Consider the following 18,797-nt stretch of genomic DNA (forward strand, 5'->3'; position numbering starts at 1 on the left):
AACCCATTGTCCTTAAAATAAAAAGTAGACCAACAATACATCGTCGGTCTACTGTTATACGTCTTTTGACGCACTATATTCTTATAAGAAATCAGCAAAGTGATCTCTATATTTTTTATGAAGTATAGAACCTAAAACAAAGAATATGAGAACAATCATGACATTATATAATGCTAATTTCCAGTGATCAATGAAGTACCACTGATGGAATAATATTGCTGCACGGTATGATTCAGCAATAAAGTATACTGGATTGAATAACATAATATGGTGCACAATGCCACTTACACCGTGGTTTTTAGGAATCCATAAAATAGGCGACATATAGAATAATATTCTCATTAATGCCTGCATCGCCATCTGAGTATCTCTCACTAATATACCTAACGTTGATGTAAATAAAGCAACAGACGCCGTTAATAAAAAGGCAAACGGCACATAAATCAATAATTGAATGATATGAATAGATGGGTAAATCCCTCTAAACATACATGCTACGATAATGATGGCAAGTAAACCAATATGTCCATAAAATCTGCTTGTTACAATGTATGTTGGAATAATGGACAATGGGAAATTCATCTTTGCGACTTGATTAAATTTTTGGGATATAGATTTTGTACCCTCGAGTACACCTTGGTTAATAAAGAACCACATGCTAATACCAACGAGTAACCAAAATACAAATGGAATGCCATGTACCGGATTGTTACTTCTGATTCCCAGACCAAACACTAACCAATAAACCATAATTTGTAGCGCTGGGTTCAATAGTTCCCAAGCCATCCCTAAATAGTTACTATGGTTTGAAATTTTAATTTGAAATTGTGCCAGTCGTTGGATTAAATAAAAGTTTTTGATGTGTTCTTTAAATACAGTAACTACTGCTGACATTGAATTAAACCACACTTTCAAACATTTAATGTATATACAATTGATGTTGAGATGGAATCTATCATTTTGAAAACTATTTGTCTTTCAATCCACACTATTCATGTTATGAGTAGAAATTAAGTTAAACAAATACTTTTGAAATGATGATATTCATATCTCAAACTCATTGTTTTTTAATATGTAAATTTATTTTAATTGAATAAAATATACCAAACTATATAACTAAGTAAAAGATATTAGTTTATTAAATTCTCATCTTATTATACAATCATTTAAGTTATTAAACATAATAAAGCACCTTAAAATGACAATAATATCATTGATTGTCTATAATTAGACAAAGTCTATCGTGTTAGATTAACTTTCACTCAATTTTAAACAAAATCTTCTACTCACTTTACACTAGGTTAATAAATTTAACAACTGATGAGTAGTATATTATAATCTATATAAATGTAATTAAGGAAGGACTAATTATGAGCGTATCGGTAAATATAGAACATGTAACTAAAGAATATCGTATATATAGAACGAATAAAGACCGTATTAAAGATGCCTTAATACCTAAAAATAAAAACAAAACATTCTTCGCATTAGATGATGTTTCTCTTCAAGCACACGAAGGAGATGTGATTGGTCTTGTTGGTATTAACGGTTCAGGGAAATCTACATTAAGCAATATGATTGGCGGATCACTGTCCCCTACATCAGGTAAAATCGACCGCAAAGGTGACGTTAGTGTAATTGCAATCAATGCTGGATTAAATGGCCAATTAACAGGTGCTGAAAATATTGAATTCAAAATGTTATGTATGGGATTCAAACGTAAAGAAATCAAAGAATTAATGCCTCAAGTCATTGAATTTAGTGAATTAGGTGAATTCATATATCAACCTGTAAAAAAATACTCTAGTGGTATGCGTGCAAAACTTGGTTTCTCTATTAACATTACAGTTAACCCTGATATTTTAGTTATTGACGAAGCATTGTCCGTTGGTGACCAAACTTTCACTCAAAAATGTTTAGATAAAATTTATGAATTTAAAGAAGCGAATAAAACCATCTTTTTCGTCAGTCATAATATCCGTCAAGTTAAAGAATTTTGTACGAAAATCGCATGGATTGAAGGCGGTAAACTTAAAGAGTTTGGCGAATTAGATGATGTTTTACCAAATTATGAAAAGTTCTTGAAAGAATTCAAGAAAAAATCGAAAAATGAACAAAAAGCATTTAGAAGAGACTTAGATGCATCTCGATTTATCGTTAAATAATCAACTTAAAACACCAATAAAAAGGCAATCCTGGGTTAATCACTCAACCCAAGATTGCCTTTTTATAAACTTATATTATTAACGTTGTCTTTTTTGTTTAGCAATTTTAAACATAAATTTAGGGATACTCTTTAATCTTCCTAAACGTTTCCAATCAATTAATAAACGATAAATCCATTCTATATTTAACTTCCTAAAGAATTTGGGTGCTCTTTTTTTGGCGCCACTAAACACTTCAAATGAACCACCAACACCCATCATTACGGTATGTTGAAATGCTTTACTATGGTGAGCAATCCACTTTTCTTGTTTAGGATAACCCATACCAACAAATATATAATCCGGATTAAATGTCTCTATACGCTTAATGACCGTTTCATCTTCTAAATTAATGTAACCATGATGATGTGCAAATGTCACGCGTGGATATTTAGCTTTTAATTGTTGCTCTGCCTTTTCAATAATTTCATTCTTTGATCCTAAAATAAAAACCTTTTGTTGGTTTACATGTGCCATTTTCAGACATTCTTCTAATAATTCTATACCTGGAATCCTTTGTGGTAACGGTTGTTTTAATCGTTTTGATGCTTTCACGACACCTGTACCATCAGCGATGACGTAATCAGCACTATTGATGAGTTGTTGATAGTCATGATTTTCTGATGCATAGTCAACAATTTCAGGGTTAGCCGTAACTATAAATAAATTATCTGTCGTCTGTGCCATAAAAAATGTTTTAATATTTTCAACCATTTGCAACATCGTAGTATGGTCAAAATTCACGCCTAATATATCAACCTTTTTATTATTGTGCTGACCTTTTAATGTCATAAAATAAATCTCCTATCCTACTTGATCAGTCATCTCAACTGATATATCAAGTTATATCAAATCTAGTCATTGTTTTAATTTTCACCAAAATGTACGCTTATTTTAACACATCAACATTCATCAAGATATGATTATCCAAAAAACCTTCATCACTCGTACAATTTACGCCTTAAGTCTAAAGGATAATTTTTAGATATTAACGTATAATAGATAATAACTTACAAAATCAGTGTGACTTTGAGTCGATTGATTAATTTTAATTACGGAGCCTTAATATGACACAATTCGAATCATTCTTAACCACTCATATTCATTTAAATATGTATATCATATTAGTCATAAGTATCATCTACATTATCGTCCATCAAAACCGCTATAAATCTTACTATCGATACTTTGCAATTATACTTAACTATATCCCAGTATTAACTCATGAATTCGGACATGTACTTTTTAATAAATTATCCGGTGGTCATGCTAAAGATTTAGTTATTGTGACACGGCCGTCTGAAAGAGAAGCTACCTTACAACAGGGCTATGCAATTACTCAATCTAAGAGTTATCTTGGACAATGGTTCACTACATTAGGTGGCTATATCATGCCTCCAATGATGTTATGGATAGGTATTATCACAATATTTTATAATCATCCAAGCTTTTTCATACTCCTGTACTTAGGAATTTTTATTTATTTTCTGATTTTAACATCCCGTAAATTATCACCTATAATAATTATTATTGCTATGACAATGCTCTTGTATTTCCTATTCCAAAGCGATGACTTACTTGTTATTCATCAAATTGTTAGTTCTAGTTATCATTTTATTTTAGGCGTATTACTTGGTGAAGTGCTTCAATCGTCTTGGACAATTTTCAGACTGACATTCCAAAGACCTAAACAAAGTTGGGACGGCAGTACCTTAACTGATATTAGTAAAGTGCCTACAGTCATCTATAGCACAATTTGGATTACAATCAATTTATATACCGTGTACATATTAATCAAATTACTATTGTTCAAATCTTAAATGATCAACCTACTTTCAAAAAAAGATAATAAAACAGTAAAAAACTTGAGCCCTTCTGAAAAATATGGTGTTAAGGTATTTAATCTCAATCACCATATGATACAGTTTAGGGCTCAAGTTTGTGTTGTATTATTTTTCCGCAAAAATATTCATAGCATTTTCATAACTTAAAATTGTAATCACATCATTGCGCTTAATAATGACAACTTTATTCGTGTCATCTTTGGATACAATTTCAACATCATTACCTATAGAAATATCCTTACTTGAAAGATAAACTAACAACTCTGTCTTATCTCTAACGCGTTTAATTGTGACAACATCAGCAGGTTCAAATTCTAGTATTGTCTTTGTATATTTTTCCTTGTAATGATGATCTCTAGGAATCACACCACCATGCGGACACGTTTCTGGATAATTTAAAATATTATCTAAACGTTCAACAAATAAATCTGAAATTCTATGCTCCAAAATTTCAGCCTCTTGATGCACTTCTTCCCAATTATATTTCAAAATTTCTATTAAAAATAATTCAAGTAACCGATGTCTTTTAATGATATCTAAAGTGTGATTTAAACCTTCTTCTGTTAATTTAACACCTTTATATGGCTTTGTTTCTACATAGCCTGACTTTTCTAATCTCCCGACCATTTCACTAACTGATGGTGGTTTTATATTTAAAAATTGAGATAATTTTTTATTTGATACGAAGGATACATCGCCGTCATTCGTTAATATTGCCTTGAGATAATCCTCTTTTTCTTCAGTTAACATCATTTCACCTCACACATATTCACTTTATTGTATCACGAATCTACTTGACATGTTAAAACTTCTCGGTTTATTATAAAATAAATTAGGTTAACCTAAACTTTTAATTAGGAGGTATTAATATTTGCTCGAAGTTAGTAATTTAAATCTTTTTTTAGGTAATAAGCATATTTTAAAAGATATTGGTTTTAAAATTCCTATTACTGGTGAAATGATAGGTATTATGGGGCCTAATGGTGCTGGAAAGTCTTCTTTACTGAAGTCATTAATAGGAGATTTCCAAGCAACTGGCACACAATTACTTTATCAACGTCCGATACATACTCAATTGAAATACATGACATACATACCTCAAAAATCAAATATTGATTTGGATTTTCCGATCAATGTGGAAAAAGTGATTCTCTCAGGATGTTATGGCGACATCGGTTGGTTTAATCAACCTAGACATGAGACCAAAATTCAATTGAATCAATTATTAGATGATTTAGACTTAAAATCTTTAAAACGAAAACAGATTTCTGCATTAAGTGGTGGTCAACTTCAGCGTGTACTTGTTGCACGCGCACTCATGTCTAAAAGTCAACTTTATTTATTCGACGAACCTTTTGTCGGCATTGACTTTAAAAGCGAGCAACTCATAATGAATAAAATTAGGCAATTAAAATCACAAGGCAAGTTGATTCTCATTGTTCATCATGACTTATCTAAGGCTTCTCAATACTTCGATCGTATTATGTTGCTCAATCAAACGCTTCGTTATTTTGGTGATGCTGAAGATGCAATGAATAATGACACACTATTAAATGACACATTTATTTCTCAGACTAGTCACATTGATGCATCTTCGAAAGGAAGTGCCTAAATATGCATGACTTTTTCACACATCTTTTAAATTATCAATTTTTAAATAGAGCACTAATCATTTCAATGATCGTTGGTGTTGTCTGTGGCACTGTAGGTAGCCTAATTGTATTAAGAGGATTATCACTGATGGGCGATGCGATGAGTCATGCTGTATTACCAGGAGTAGCATTATCATTCTTATTTGGAATACCAATGTTTATTGGCGCGTTAATAACTGGAATGATTGCAAGTATGTTAATCGGATTTATTACTTCTAAGAGTAAAACAAAGCCAGATGCAGCTATAGGCATTAGCTTTACGGCATTCCTTGCACTAGGTGTCATTTTAATCAGTGTCATCAATAGTACGACTGACTTATACCATATTTTATTCGGTAATTTACTCGCCATCACGCATACAACGTTTTGGACTACCGTGATCATCGGACTATTTGTACTAAGTCTCATCATTATATTCTATCGACCTTTAATGATTTCTACGTTTGATAACACATTTAGTAGAATGAATGGTTTAAATACTAAGCTAATACATTATTTTGTCATGCTACTCCTTGCATTAGTAACGGTTGCAAGTATCCAAACCGTAGGCATTATTTTAGTCGTTGCACTCCTAGTCACACCCGCTTCAACTGCCTTTCTTATTTGCAAGAATTTATATGGCATGATGGCAGTCGCAAGCTTCATTGGTGTAATCAGTTCAATTATCGGACTTTATTTCAGTTACATATATAACGTACCAAGTGGTGCAGCTATTGTACTTTGCACATTTGCGATTTACGTTATCACATTAGGTATCACAACATTTAAAAATAAACAGAGAAGAGGCGTAATTTAAATGAAGAAAATCATTCCCTTATTGCTAGCCATTTTTATCGTCTTGGTTGGTTGCAGTCAATCTAATGGAGATAAACAACAAGCTGACGGTCATAAATTAAAAGTTGTCACAACTAATTCTATCCTTTATGACATGGTAAAAAATGTCGGTGGCGATCATGTTGACGTCCATAGCATTGTTCCTGTTGGACAAGATCCACATGAATATGAAGTCAAACCTAAGGATATTAAAAAGTTAACAGATGCAGATGTTATATTTTATAACGGATTAAATTTAGAAACTGGTAATGGCTGGTTCAAGAAAGCATTAGAACAAGCCGGCAAATCGATGGATGATAAAAAAGTCATCGCCGTTTCTAAAGATGTTAAACCTATATATCTAAACGGAGAAGAAGGCAACAAAGATAAATTAGATCCTCACGCATGGTTAAGTATTGAAAATGGTATTAAGTATGTCAAAACGATTCAAGATAGTTTAAACAAATATGATTCATCAAATCAAAAAGATTATAAACATCAAGGAAATCAATACTTATCTAAATTAGAAAAACTTAATAAAGAAAGTAAAGACAAATTTAATGATATTCCAAAAGAACGACGTGCCATGATTACTAGTGAAGGTGCATTTAAATACTTTGCAAAGCAATATGATGTGAAGCCTGGATATATTTGGGAAATCAACACAGAAAAACAAGGTACGCCTTCACAAATGAGACACGCTATTCAATTTGTAAAAGAGCATCACATTAAACATCTATTAGTCGAAACAAGTGTAGATAAAAAAGCGATGGAAAGCTTATCCGAAGAAACACATAAAGATATATACGGAGAAGTATTTACTGATTCAATTGGTAAAAAAGGCTCAAAAGGTGATTCTTATTATAAAATGATGAAATCTAATATCGATACAATACATGGTAGCATGAAATAATGCTACTTGCGTAACTACCGCAACAACTTAATAGAACCGATGGCTGAGTGAATAAGATATAACTTGAATCACACTCAGCCACCCTATTAAGTCTTTATGTTATAACTAATAGTCTCATATCGTGCGTGAAATTTTATATTATCCTCCTAAAATATAAAATCGTTCTCTCACGCACGGTATGGTGGTGTTAGTCTATCTCATCTCATTTATGTAGTGGGCTTATACATTATCTTAACTCCCCAATGGTAAAGGTATCATTTCATCCCCCTTTACCAAATCGTTTTAAACTGACAAGATATCATAAAGTGGCTTGAAATACGTTTCCTTTTCAAACCATATATCTGTCAAAGTTATAAAATCATCCCTATAACGTTGAGATTGAATTGGGTTTCACTATAGGACGCTGTTGAACAGGTTGTATAGAACCCATGCACTGATGGTTCAATCTCAAATGATTCAACATTTATGGCCTATTCTCTCCATAAATGTCGGTCGTAGAACTTATATTTCACCCGATGAGTTTTACGAGTGTCTGCTTTATATACAGGAAAAAGCTCGTGAGGTCTTACCTCACGAGCTTTCCTATTTATAATATGATTATGTCATACTATCCACAATAACCATCTCATCATAATTAATTGATTCTCTAAGTTTTAAAGCTGTACCTTCTGTAATTTCTTCATCTTCAATTAACTCTCTTAAAATACGACGTTGTTCACGTAATGCATTAAGTTTAATACGAGTCAATGTATCCTCACTAGGAGAATTAAAGAAATTGTTTGGTGTTAAGTTATCTATACGCATGAGGTAACCATCACAAATCATACCTACCTCTAACTTGTTATCATTGTTGGCTTCTTGTCCTAATCGTCTTACTACATTATAGTGAACGATTTTGTTGATTTTAACTAATTCTAACAAGTTATCTGTCACGCTTAAAGATGAAGCAGAGTTAATAGTTGTCTTCACGCGTCGTTTTAATAGTGCACCTCTAAATAATACAATTAAACGACGGATTAATGATGCTTGTTTATATACCTGTGTACGTTCAGCATATCGCATGTAGTTCTCAAGAATACTATTTGTGATACTACCGTCATCTACTAACTGTTCAAGCGTTTTTGTTTCCACATTAAACGCAATCTTTTGGAGTCTTTCAAGTTCTTTAGAGTTTTCATCGTCTTTCTCTACCGTTTTCAAGAATGTTAATTTGTCATGATATTCTTTAATGACATTGCCATAACGGTAACTGGTTTCAAAAGTTGATTTTTGATTTAAATAATCAATGACATGTTCCAAAATGTATATTCTTGCTTCTTTGAAGTTCATGCTACCCACTTTCACTTCAGGCGCATTAGCAGTAACAAATGGTAGTAATAATTGTGCCGCAACTAAACTGATGATCACCATACCTGATGCAATAAATAACAAATCATTACGATAATCAAATGCATGATGATCAGCTAAATAATAGGGTAACGTTAATGCGATAGCTAACGAAATCGTTCCATGGACACCACATAACGTCATAATAAGTGCATACAAACTGCGTTTGGGTGGTTTCTCCGTTGTATTATTACCGTCGTCATCTTGGCTAATCATTTTCTGGAATGGACTGACAGCTAAATAGAAATAAGGATATAATACGTAAACCCATAAGAATCTAAATAGATAAACAGCTAATGCTACTAGTACAGTAATAACAATTAAAAACAGTAAATTGTGTGGTTCAGTTTTAATGATGTTAATTACCACTTCTGGTACTAAAAATCCTAATATAGAAAAAACAAAACCATTTAACACATATCCTAAAATATTCCATGTATGGTTATAACTCATTTGCAATCTCGTTCGTGTCTGTGCGATTCTATCTCGTTCAAATCCATGAACGAGTCCTGCCACTACAGCAGCGATAATACCTGATGCATGAAATAACTCTGCAACTAAGTATGTAACAAATGGCGTCAATAATTGTATAAATGTAAACATATTAATGTTTTCAATGCCTCGACGCATTAACGTTAATCTAAATCGAACTAACGCCATACCAATGAGCAAACCTACGATGGCCCCACCTAATGAAGCAACTAAAAACTGTTCCACGGATTCCATAATAGAAAATGTACCTGTTACTAATGCACCAACTGCAATTTTAAATGAAATGATACCTGCCGCATCATTTAACAATGACTCGCCCTCTAAAATAGTCATTGCTCCTTTTGGTAATACTTTACCATTCGTAATTGCTTGTACCGCTACTGCATCAGTTGGACATAGAATAGCAGCAATCGCGAAAGCTGCACCCGTAGGTAGTTCAGGCCAAATCCAATGAATGAAAAAACCTACACCAATGACAGTTGTAATGACTAGACCTAACGCCATCATCATCACAGGTTTAATATATTTTCTTAAGTGCACCCGTGAGACATTAACGCCTTCTACAAATAGAAGCGGTGCGATTAATGCAACCATAAATAATTCGGAATCAAAATTAAACTCAACAGGGATAGGAGTAATAAATAACAACATACCTAAAGCGATTTGAATAAACGCTAGTGGTACTTTCGGCATAAACGTATGAACGAAAGAACTAATAATAACGACGCCGATAAATATAAGTAATGTTTCAAATATTTCCAAACTTTCACCTCTTTAATGAATTGTTTTGGAATGAAAATTAAGTAACACGTATAGGAATTGATGTACTCTAGAGGTTAATTAATATAGAAGCAATCCTTAAATAATAAGATTTATCAGATTGTTATATCACAATTGACTTTATTAATATAGATGTTATGAGGAGGGCTCAACTCAGTTATCACAATGTTAGGTTATCCATACATCAATCATTTGAACATGAATTGAAAAGTTAACTAGTATCATCAAATTTTATGATTTTGGAATGTTAAAGTAATGCAATACATTTTTAACTACGTAGTACTCGTTATCCCAAAGTTATACTTTAAAGTTCCAAACACATAAAATATCTTTTTATCCCTTTTCAATAAATTTACTACTTAAATTCATAATTTTCCTTGTACAATATTTTATCACTATTTTGAGTATTACTTAAATAAATCGCACCTTAAACTATCATCTTTTTCTAATACAAATTAAAAACTACCGCACATCCTTCTATACGGATACACGATAGCTTTATTTTATTCATAGCATTTATTTATTAAGCTTTTGATTCTCTTTATAATATAATTTTTCTCTTCGTTGTTCACGCAATTTAGCACGCGTTTTCAATTCTTCAGGTGAGTTGAATTCATTTTGACTTAACAATATGGAAGACTGTCTTGGTACATCATCTTTTCTATACATGTATGCACCATTTCGATACGCCGCACGTGCGACTAAATGCATGCCTACTGGTGATGTCAAATTAATAAAGATCAGTGATAATAATAACCTAACACTGAAAAATCCTGTATTCACTACAAAATAGATTAACACGCCAACAATCGTTAATAATACTGATAGCGTCGCACTTTTCGTGGAAGCGTGACTTCTCAAAAATACATCTTGGAATTTCACGATGCCGATCGCACTGATTAATGCAATCACACTACCTAGAAAGATGAATATTGAAGAGATGAGACTAACGATTTCTTTTACTGTTTCCATTGAAAACGCGCCCCCCTCCAATAAATCTAGAAATAGACACCGAACTTACAAATGAGATGATGGCTATTAACATGATTGAATCTAGGAATGAAACGGTACCCATAATCACACTCATGACACCAACAATACACATGACAACGGCACTCGTCGCATCGAATGACACGACTCTATCAGCAGTAGTCGGCCCTTTAATTAATCTCAAAAGACAAACCAATAATGCAATACCAAAAATAACCAAAGCTGCAATAATAAAAAATTGCGTCATAGCTTGTATCATCGTGTCACCTCCAAGATTAAATCTTCATATTGTTTAATATTTCGTAGTAAATTTTTCTTGTCCTTATCCGTTACATCAATACTATGAATTAAAAATTTATTTGTTCCTTTTGATATTCGAATCACCGTTGAACCTGGCGTTATGATAATTAAAATCGTTAAAAAGGTAATTGCCCAATCGTTAGTTAAATTGGTCTCATACGTTAACAATCCAGGATTCATATCTTTCGTTTTAAACAAAATATAATTGATTGTACTAATACTAGATGTAATTAATTGATATAAGTAAACGACTAAAAACTTAACGGCAACCCATATTTTTCTCAAATAAAACTCTTGTCCAAAGAAACGATGTAAAATATAGATGACGATCACACCAATTAAATACCCAGAGAAGAAGGTTGTGAATTTAAATTCGTCCTCATCTTGAAATAAAACCCATAAAAACGCGATAACAATATTCAGAACGACTTGATTCATCTAATTATCTCCCTCCTTCAAATGCGTATTCACTATTTGATGGAACTGATGCTCGTCTATATTCATCTTAGTCGCATTTTCAGTGACATTTAATACTAGTGGCGCTCCAATTCCCATTAATAAAATGACTACTACAAGAATACCTAGAATCCCTTTACGATGTTTTGGTATTTTCTTAAATTCAACTTCTTCGCCATCTTGGTCACCAAAGTACATTAAAAATAGGATTCTAAATAAGCTATACATTGCAATAAGACTGGTTACAATCATTAATCCCAGACCAATATAGTTACCATTTTCGATGGCACCTTTAAAAATCAAAACTTTAACGGGGAAACCACTAAATGGTGGCACCCCACCAATCGCAAAAATCATAATAACAAATGCTATACCAAAGAATGGTTCGCGTTTAGCAAGTCCACTTAAATAATGGTACTGACGATAACCCGAAATATAAACTAAGCTACCTACAATAAAGAATAATAACGTCTTAACAACAATATCGTTAGCTAGATAGAAAATCGCACCATTAACACCTGAAAATGTATGTGTACCTAAACCAAGAATGACAAAACCAATCGACAATATGACTTGATAAGCAGCAATCTTCTTAATATCTTTGTATGCTAAAACGCCAAAAGCACCAATAATCATTGTTAGACATGACATGAAGATAAGTAACGGATGCGTGACACCTGCATGAGAGTCAAATAATAATGTGAAGAAGCGGATTAATGCATATGCACCGACTTTCGTCATTAATGCTGCAAAAAGTGCGGCTAATTCTGTGTTTAATACTGCATATGCTTTAGGTAGCCACATAAAGATAACTAGTGCCGCTTTCGAACTGAATGCTACCAAGAATATAAGTGAAATCATCGTCACGGTTTGATTATCTTCCATGTTATTTAATCTTAAAGCAATATGAGAAAAATTAAGTGTTCCTACTGTTTTATACAATAAACCAATCGCGAAAAGTAAAAACCAAGATCCGATAATGTTTAATACGACATAAATAATTGCTGCACGTAATTGTTCAACAGATTGTCCTAATGTGACAAGCACAAAAGAAGCAAGCAACATAATTTCAAACATAACGTATAGATTAAACAAATCTGAAGTTAGAAATGAGCCAATAACTCCTACAGCTAAAAATAGTATGAACGATGGAAGATGGAAACGATTCACACGTTGCTCTCCACGACCAAATCCATAAGCCATAATCAATGTAATGACAAACGATGATACAGTGACCATAAGTAAACTCAATGAATCGCCTAAAAATTGAATACCGAATGGTGCTTTCCATCCACCGAAATCTAATGTAATTGGTTTTTCATTCATCACATAAATTAATAATGCTAACGAAATGACTGTTGTTACCAACATTGTGCCAATACATAAGAATTTAGATACTTTACTTTTATCTTTGATAAAGACAAGTATTAAAGCGCAAAGAAATGGAAGTAACATGGGTAAAATCAATAAATTACTCATCATCATCTTCACCCCTTAATACGTTAATTTCATCTTCTTTAGTTACTCGATATGTTCTATAAATTAATACAAGTAAGAAGGCAGTCATACCAAATCCAATGACAATAGCTGTTAAAACAATGGCTTGTAATAATGGATCAACAAAATAAGCCTTACCTCCTGTTATTAATGGTTCTGTCATATGTCCACCATAACGCCCCATACTCATGATAATGAGATTACCTGCGTGGGTATAAATGGAGATACCTATGACAATTCGAATTAAATTAATAGATAGAATCATATACGTACCGATAAATACTAAAAAGCCAATCACTAATAATAATATAAGATTCATGATTTACCCCCACTTATCGACAACATCACTGTAACTATGACACCCACAACTGCTAATAACACACCTAATTCAAAGAGTGTGACTGTTGTAACATGTACATGACCTAATAAGGGTAAAGCGATATTGGCTTCAGTTTGATATAAAAACGGTTTACCAAAAAATGTAGGGACAATAGCTGTCGCCAATGAAATTAAAGAACCTATAATCATTAACTGTTTAAAATCGATCGGTAAACTGATAAGCACTTGCTTAACATCAAATGCAAGGAACATCAGAATAAAAGCAGAACTAAAAATCAAACCACCGATAAAGCCGCCGCCTGGATTATTATGTCCTGCAAAGAAAACATAGAACCCAAACGTTAATAGTATAAATACGACGACTTTAGTTACCGTTCGTAATACGACATCATTCTCTTTCATCTTGTCCCCTCCGATCTTTATAAGTTAGTAATGTATAAATCCCTAGACCTGCAATAATAAGTACAAGGCCTTCAAACAATGTATCTAATGCTCTAAAATCACCTAAAATAGCATTAACAATATTTTTACCACCTGTTAATTTATCTGCATTTTCATAGAATTTAGAAATCGTTGGCATACCGTCTGCTTGTTGTGTAATAAAAATCAATGAGACCACAGTCATTGCAGTTATGAGTGACACAACGATTTTCACAATTTCCTTTTTCATATTCGGCTTATTTCTTGGAACGTTTGGTAATCTAGAGAAACTTACAATAAATAAAATAGTTGTAATTGTCTCAACCACAAGTTGTGTTAAAGCTAAATCGGGTGCTTTCATTGCAATAAAGAATAATGTTACTGCAAAGCCAATAACACCATTAAGCACAACCATTGTAAGACGTTGACGAATAAAAACGAGTACAATTCCGATAACTAATGTCACTATAGATAAAATAACTTCTAACGGTCCGAATTGAGACACATGTAATTGATGTACATGTGGGAATCCGACACTAATGTATCCATATAGAATGATGGCAACAAAGATAAGTAATGTAATGATGATATAGTGATTGAGTTTATTTTTCATCAACATTCTAATACTGTATCCAGAATATAACTCGAATTGTCGATAAACGTGTTGATACGATTTAGTTATCGACGCATGCTTAATGATACGATGTGTCAATGACTTCCAATCTATTGATAAGGCCAACACAACGCCTAAAACAATGACAGTCACGCTTAGAATAAGTGGTAAATTAACCCCATGCCATTGAGAAATATGCGGCGCTATCGCATCTACTTTTGAGCCTGCATCTGTAACCGATCTAAGCGCCGGTAAACTCATATTTTGACCGAAAAGGTTCGGAATAAAGAATATGATTGGTATAAGTATCATTAATACTAATGAAGGCATGCTAAACAACCAAGGTTCATGTATATCTTTTTTCGTAAAATAAGTTGTATTAAATTTGCCCCAAAATGTTTCTTTTACCATGTAAAGTGCATACGTAAAGGTAAAGATACTTGCGATGACACCTATTGCGACAACAATTACTGTGAGCATGATGCCAAATTGCTCTAAATGACTAGCCTTCACTAATGCGTCGAAGAACATTTCTTTACTTAAAAAGCCATTTAAAAATGGTACCCCTGCCATCGATAAAGCAGCGATTAACATAGCAATATGCATTTTAGGGAAAAGCTTACGCATGCCATTTAAATAACGAATATCTCTTGTTCCCGCTTCATGGTCGATAATACCTACACCCATAAACAAAGCACATTTAAATATGGCGTGATTCATTAAATGAAATAAACCAGCAAATAAAACTAAAACATAAAACTCTGTTAATGAATCAGATGGATGTTGTGCATAACCGCCACCAATACCTACCATTGACATCATCATACCTAATTGGCTGATAGTAGAATACGCTAAAATACCTTTTAAATCGTATTGTCTTAATGCGGTTAATGAACCAAATAGCATCGTAATCAATCCTACAAAAGTTACGATATAAATATAAGCATCACTTAGTCCTAAGACAGGTGTGAAGCGGAATAATAAGAAAATACCTGCTTTCACCATAGTAGCTGAATGTAAATATGCACTGACTGGCGTCGGTGCTGCCATCGCTTTAGGCAACCATACATGAAATGGAAATTGTGCTGATTTCGTAAAAGCACCTAATAAAATCATCAACATCATTGGTATAAATAAAGGATGGTTAATCAAATGATGACGTTGATCTAAAATATCCGTAATCGTGTTTGTACCTGTCATCAAATACAGCATAATAAATCCTGTTAGTAATGCTAATCCACCTAATACCGTTATCATAAACGATTGAATAGCACCTAATTGACTATTACCGTTATCGTACCAATATGAAATAAGTAAAAACGATGACACACTAGTTAATTCCCAAAAGACATACATTAAAATTGTATTATTGGAAAGTACAATGCCTAACATACTGAACATGAATAATAGTAAATAAAAGAAGAATCTAGGTAGGTTATCCGTTTGAGGTGATAAGTATTGTGTAGCATAGAAAAATACCGCTACACCAATTAATGAAATAATTAAAGCAAACATTAAACTAAGTCCGTCTAGCCTCATGTCAATATTAATATCTAACGAAGTCATCCAAGGCACTTGAACTGCTATAAATTGTTGTTGCACAATTTGTGGTATCTTCGAGATAAAATAAATTGATGTAATTATGGGGGCACTGAGTGCAACGTAACTGGCCAAAGCATTCAATTTGCTATGTGACATAGTTAATAGCACCAAACCCATAATGGCTAACAGTAGAACCATTAGGTATATCAAGCCCATCAAAAGCCTCCTTTTTTATATTATAGATTTAACGCAATGACAGTACGATTATGCATTTTATCTTTAATACCGATAAATTTCATTGTTTCATTGGTTGTTTGATGCCCTAAATATTTCTGGATTATTGAAATCGATATTCCCGATTGATATGCGTGATATGCAAAGGTTTTTCTCAATGTAGTTAATCCAATATGTGGTATGTCTAACTCTTCAGCCGCTTTGTTAATAATACGATAAGCTTGTTGTCGTGATAGCCCTTTACCTGTCCGTATTGACTGAAAAACAAGATCATTATCTTTAATTTGATAATATTCAATATAGTCTTGTAACTCATTTCTTAAATCAGGTGGTAATAAAATTTGAATCGTTGGTTCTCCATCATCAATCCAAGTTGATTTTATATTCCCACTTTCAATTGATTTCAGTCGTTGAACACTCATATTTAACAATTCCGACAATTTAATTCCTGTATGTATAGCAAATTTAAATAATAAATAGTCTCTTTGAGAACGAGATCGCAACACACTATACATTTTTTGTATATCTTCTGTTCTTCTAATCGGCTCTACTTGATTCATACGTCCTCCTTATTAAGTTTCTTATTTAATGATAAAACATGATTAAGTAACATTAAAGTAATCTGCTTAAATTTATTTATTAAATTGTGACCCTTTTTAATTTTTATTTCGATATATATAGTGAAAGGAGGTTACAACAATGAATGAAGTGAATCAACTGGTGGTTGTTTTAACTCGTATTACTTATGATTCAGAAGGTAAAGCAATCCAACATAAACGACGTTTTTCAAATTTAAAACCGACTACAACAGACGAACAAATCAAAACATTTTCAACGATTATCGAACGCTTGACTGGCGAATCATTTGATAAAGTTGAAGCCATTAGAACACAATCATTAGTATAGGAGAATGCTTATGAAAACTACATTAGACCTTGTTTTTAAAAGTAACTTAGACAAACCAATAAAGTTACAAATACCCGAAAATGATAGCACACTAACTGAACAGGTTGTAAAAGAAAGTATGGATCAATTATTAAAATTAGATATTTTAAAATCAAATGTCGGCACAATCCACAAAGTGTATGCTGCTTATATTGTATCCAAAAATACACAAATCCTTTTTGAAAATAAATAATTGATCGACGTCCTATACCCTCTGATATTCATCACATTGGGTATAGGGCATTTTTGTTTGAATAGATGTAAATAAATCATTTGATTTATACATCATCTACTATTTTATAATAGTGTCTTTTTCGATATAATTGATTCATTCTGTCGAGAAAAGAGTGACTTCAATTATGGCTTTACTTTATTTTTTAGGTATCTTTGTCGGTATGTTAATTCCTATACAGACATCCGTAAACTCAAGACTAAGTCAATACACACGTTCATCTTTTTATGCTTCAACAGTGTCTTTCGGTGTGGGAACCTTATGTTTAATCATTCTGAATTTAATAATTAACCCTCATATGCTCACACCTCAATTCTTTACAGAACAAACCTTTAATTATCACTGGTTTGTAGGTGGCTTATTAGGCGTATGTTTCTTAACTGGTAACTTATTATTATTACCTAGATTAGGCGCAGCACTTACCGTTGTCATTACAGTAGCTGGTCAAATTATCATGGGCGTTGCCATTGATACTTTAGGTTTGTTTGGTGCAAGCCAACAACCATTCACCTTGTTTAAAGCAGTGGGTATAGTTCTTTTACTTATAGGTATTTTACTTATGAATCAAATTCCTAAAGACAAACTCTTACGTCAATCTCACTCGAATTTATATATATGGTTAATCGTTGGCTTTATTTTCGGATGTGCGCCGCCTATCCAAACGACAATCAATAGTGCGTTAGCAAAAGAAGTCCATTCATCATTCTTTGCTTCATTAGTATCGTTTACGATAGGTACAATCGCATTACTCATTTTGACATTAATTTTCCATAGAAGCTTAAAAATCAACCAAACACATCCGGATTTGGGTCATATCAAATCAATTTATTTTGTGGGTGGTATCTTAGGTATGGCTTTTGTTACTTCCAATGTGATACTGATGCCATTTCTAGGCGCTGCTTTAACTACCATTGTTGGTATGCTCGGACAAATGTTAATGGGCGTAATTATCGATCACTTTGGTTTACTGGGCACACCCAAAAACAGAATCACACTAAGAAAATGTATTGGCTTAAGTTGTATTGCTATAGGCATTATATTATTACGTTTATTCTAACGTTTTAATTGTTGAGGTTGAGACATAAAGTTTTTGTGCTTTTGGAAACCGATTAACGGCGTCCCAAAAGCAGGATTATCGGCAGAAG

General features: G+C 32.7%; 20 protein-coding genes. 8 read left to right on the forward strand and 12 right to left on the reverse strand.

Translation table 11 applies throughout. The features are described from left to right. Positions 1-81: 81 nt before the first annotated feature. The gene (tagG, locus tag AC2D8K_RS05495; RefSeq protein ID WP_002451033.1) at positions 82-894 is read right to left on the reverse strand and encodes a teichoic acids export ABC transporter permease subunit TagG; all 813 of its coding nucleotides are present in this window, start codon (positions 892-894) and stop codon (positions 82-84) included. Between the two features lie 476 nt (positions 895-1,370). On the opposite strand from tagG, the gene tagH reads away from it, so the two are divergent. Continuing rightward, positions 1,371-2,165, forward strand: a complete 795-nt coding sequence (tagH, locus tag AC2D8K_RS05500) for a teichoic acids export ABC transporter ATP-binding subunit TagH (RefSeq protein WP_002451034.1) — start codon at positions 1,371-1,373, stop codon at positions 2,163-2,165. Positions 2,166-2,243: 78 nt separating this feature from the next. On the opposite strand, the gene tarA is transcribed toward tagH, so the two are convergent. Next, positions 2,244-2,996, reverse strand: a complete 753-nt coding sequence (gene tarA, locus AC2D8K_RS05505) for an N-acetylglucosaminyldiphosphoundecaprenol N-acetyl-beta-D-mannosaminyltransferase TarA (RefSeq protein ID WP_002451035.1) — start codon at positions 2,994-2,996, stop codon at positions 2,244-2,246. Positions 2,997-3,271: 275 nt separating this feature from the next. Between tarA and AC2D8K_RS05510 the strand changes: the two genes are divergently transcribed. Next, a complete protein-coding gene (locus AC2D8K_RS05510; RefSeq protein WP_002451036.1) occupies positions 3,272-4,024 on the forward strand; it encodes a M50 family metallopeptidase in 753 nt (250 codons plus the stop codon). A 129-nt stretch (positions 4,025-4,153) separates the two neighbouring features. Here the strand turns inward: AC2D8K_RS05510 and AC2D8K_RS05515 are convergent, their stop codons facing one another. Beyond that, a complete protein-coding gene (locus AC2D8K_RS05515) occupies positions 4,154-4,798 on the reverse strand; it encodes a metal-dependent transcriptional regulator (protein ID WP_002451037.1) in 645 nt (214 codons plus the stop codon). A 121-nt stretch (positions 4,799-4,919) separates the two neighbouring features. On the opposite strand from AC2D8K_RS05515, the gene AC2D8K_RS05520 reads away from it, so the two are divergent. Genes AC2D8K_RS05520 through mntC form a run of 3 tightly spaced genes read left to right on the forward strand, consistent with a single transcriptional unit; the run spans position 4,920 to position 7,426 of the window. Continuing rightward, positions 4,920-5,660, forward strand: coding sequence for a metal ABC transporter ATP-binding protein (locus tag AC2D8K_RS05520; protein ID WP_002451038.1), 741 nt, complete (start codon positions 4,920-4,922; stop codon positions 5,658-5,660). Between the two features lie 2 nt (positions 5,661-5,662). Then, on the forward strand, positions 5,663-6,496 hold the full coding sequence (locus AC2D8K_RS05525; protein WP_002451039.1) for a metal ABC transporter permease: 834 nt from the start codon (positions 5,663-5,665) through the stop codon (positions 6,494-6,496). Continuing rightward, a complete protein-coding gene (gene mntC, locus AC2D8K_RS05530) occupies positions 6,497-7,426 on the forward strand; it encodes a manganese ABC transporter substrate-binding lipoprotein MntC (RefSeq protein WP_002451040.1) in 930 nt (309 codons plus the stop codon). A gap of 597 nt (positions 7,427-8,023) precedes the next feature. Here the strand turns inward: mntC and AC2D8K_RS05535 are convergent. The 9 genes from AC2D8K_RS05535 to AC2D8K_RS05575 form a co-directional block, all read right to left on the reverse strand. Further along, positions 8,024-10,066, reverse strand: coding sequence for a cation:proton antiporter (locus AC2D8K_RS05535; protein ID WP_002451041.1), 2,043 nt, complete (start codon positions 10,064-10,066; stop codon positions 8,024-8,026). A 534-nt stretch (positions 10,067-10,600) separates the two neighbouring features. After that, positions 10,601-11,056, reverse strand: a complete 456-nt coding sequence (gene mnhG2, locus AC2D8K_RS05540; protein ID WP_002451042.1) for a Na+/H+ antiporter Mnh2 subunit G — start codon at positions 11,054-11,056, stop codon at positions 10,601-10,603. Beyond that, positions 11,031-11,333 (reverse strand): Na+/H+ antiporter Mnh2 subunit F, encoded by a 303-nt coding sequence (gene mnhF2, locus AC2D8K_RS05545; protein WP_002451043.1) that lies wholly within the window; start codon positions 11,331-11,333, stop codon positions 11,031-11,033. Before mnhF2 ends, mnhG2 begins: the two co-directional genes overlap by 26 nt. Continuing rightward, complete coding sequence (gene mnhE2 / locus AC2D8K_RS05550) at positions 11,330-11,812, reverse strand: Na+/H+ antiporter Mnh2 subunit E (protein WP_002451044.1); 483 nt, start codon at positions 11,810-11,812, stop codon at positions 11,330-11,332. The genes mnhF2 and mnhE2 overlap by 4 nt, the downstream gene beginning before the upstream one ends. Further along, complete coding sequence (gene mnhD2, locus AC2D8K_RS05555) at positions 11,813-13,312, reverse strand: Na+/H+ antiporter Mnh2 subunit D (RefSeq protein ID WP_484698176.1); 1,500 nt, start codon at positions 13,310-13,312, stop codon at positions 11,813-11,815. Further along, positions 13,302-13,646, reverse strand: coding sequence for a Na+/H+ antiporter Mnh2 subunit C (mnhC2, locus tag AC2D8K_RS05560; RefSeq protein ID WP_002451046.1), 345 nt, complete (start codon positions 13,644-13,646; stop codon positions 13,302-13,304). Before mnhC2 ends, mnhD2 begins: the two co-directional genes overlap by 11 nt. Continuing rightward, positions 13,643-14,068 (reverse strand): Na+/H+ antiporter Mnh2 subunit B, encoded by a 426-nt coding sequence (mnhB2, locus tag AC2D8K_RS05565; protein ID WP_002451047.1) that lies wholly within the window; start codon positions 14,066-14,068, stop codon positions 13,643-13,645. The genes mnhC2 and mnhB2 overlap by 4 nt, the downstream gene beginning before the upstream one ends. After that, positions 14,055-16,457, reverse strand: coding sequence for a Na+/H+ antiporter Mnh2 subunit A (gene mnhA2, locus AC2D8K_RS05570; protein ID WP_002451048.1), 2,403 nt, complete (start codon positions 16,455-16,457; stop codon positions 14,055-14,057). The genes mnhB2 and mnhA2 overlap by 14 nt, the downstream gene beginning before the upstream one ends. Before the next feature lie 20 nt (positions 16,458-16,477). Continuing rightward, positions 16,478-17,035, reverse strand: coding sequence for a tyrosine-type recombinase/integrase (locus AC2D8K_RS05575; protein WP_002451049.1), 558 nt, complete (start codon positions 17,033-17,035; stop codon positions 16,478-16,480). A 139-nt stretch (positions 17,036-17,174) separates the two neighbouring features. Here AC2D8K_RS05575 and sroA point away from each other — a divergent pair, with 139 nt between their 5' ends. The 3 genes from sroA (at position 17,175) to AC2D8K_RS05590 (ending at position 18,709) form a co-directional block, all read left to right on the forward strand. Continuing rightward, positions 17,175-17,381, forward strand: coding sequence for a sigS mRNA-stabilizing protein SroA (sroA, locus tag AC2D8K_RS05580; RefSeq protein ID WP_002451050.1), 207 nt, complete (start codon positions 17,175-17,177; stop codon positions 17,379-17,381). Between the two features lie 10 nt (positions 17,382-17,391). Further along, positions 17,392-17,613, forward strand: a complete 222-nt coding sequence (locus AC2D8K_RS05585) for a DUF2922 domain-containing protein (RefSeq protein WP_002451051.1) — start codon at positions 17,392-17,394, stop codon at positions 17,611-17,613. A 166-nt stretch (positions 17,614-17,779) separates the two neighbouring features. Beyond that, a complete protein-coding gene (locus AC2D8K_RS05590; protein WP_037552008.1) occupies positions 17,780-18,709 on the forward strand; it encodes a DMT family transporter in 930 nt (309 codons plus the stop codon). Positions 18,710-18,797 lie beyond the last annotated feature (88 nt).

The organism is Staphylococcus sp. 510 (assembly GCF_057219715.1).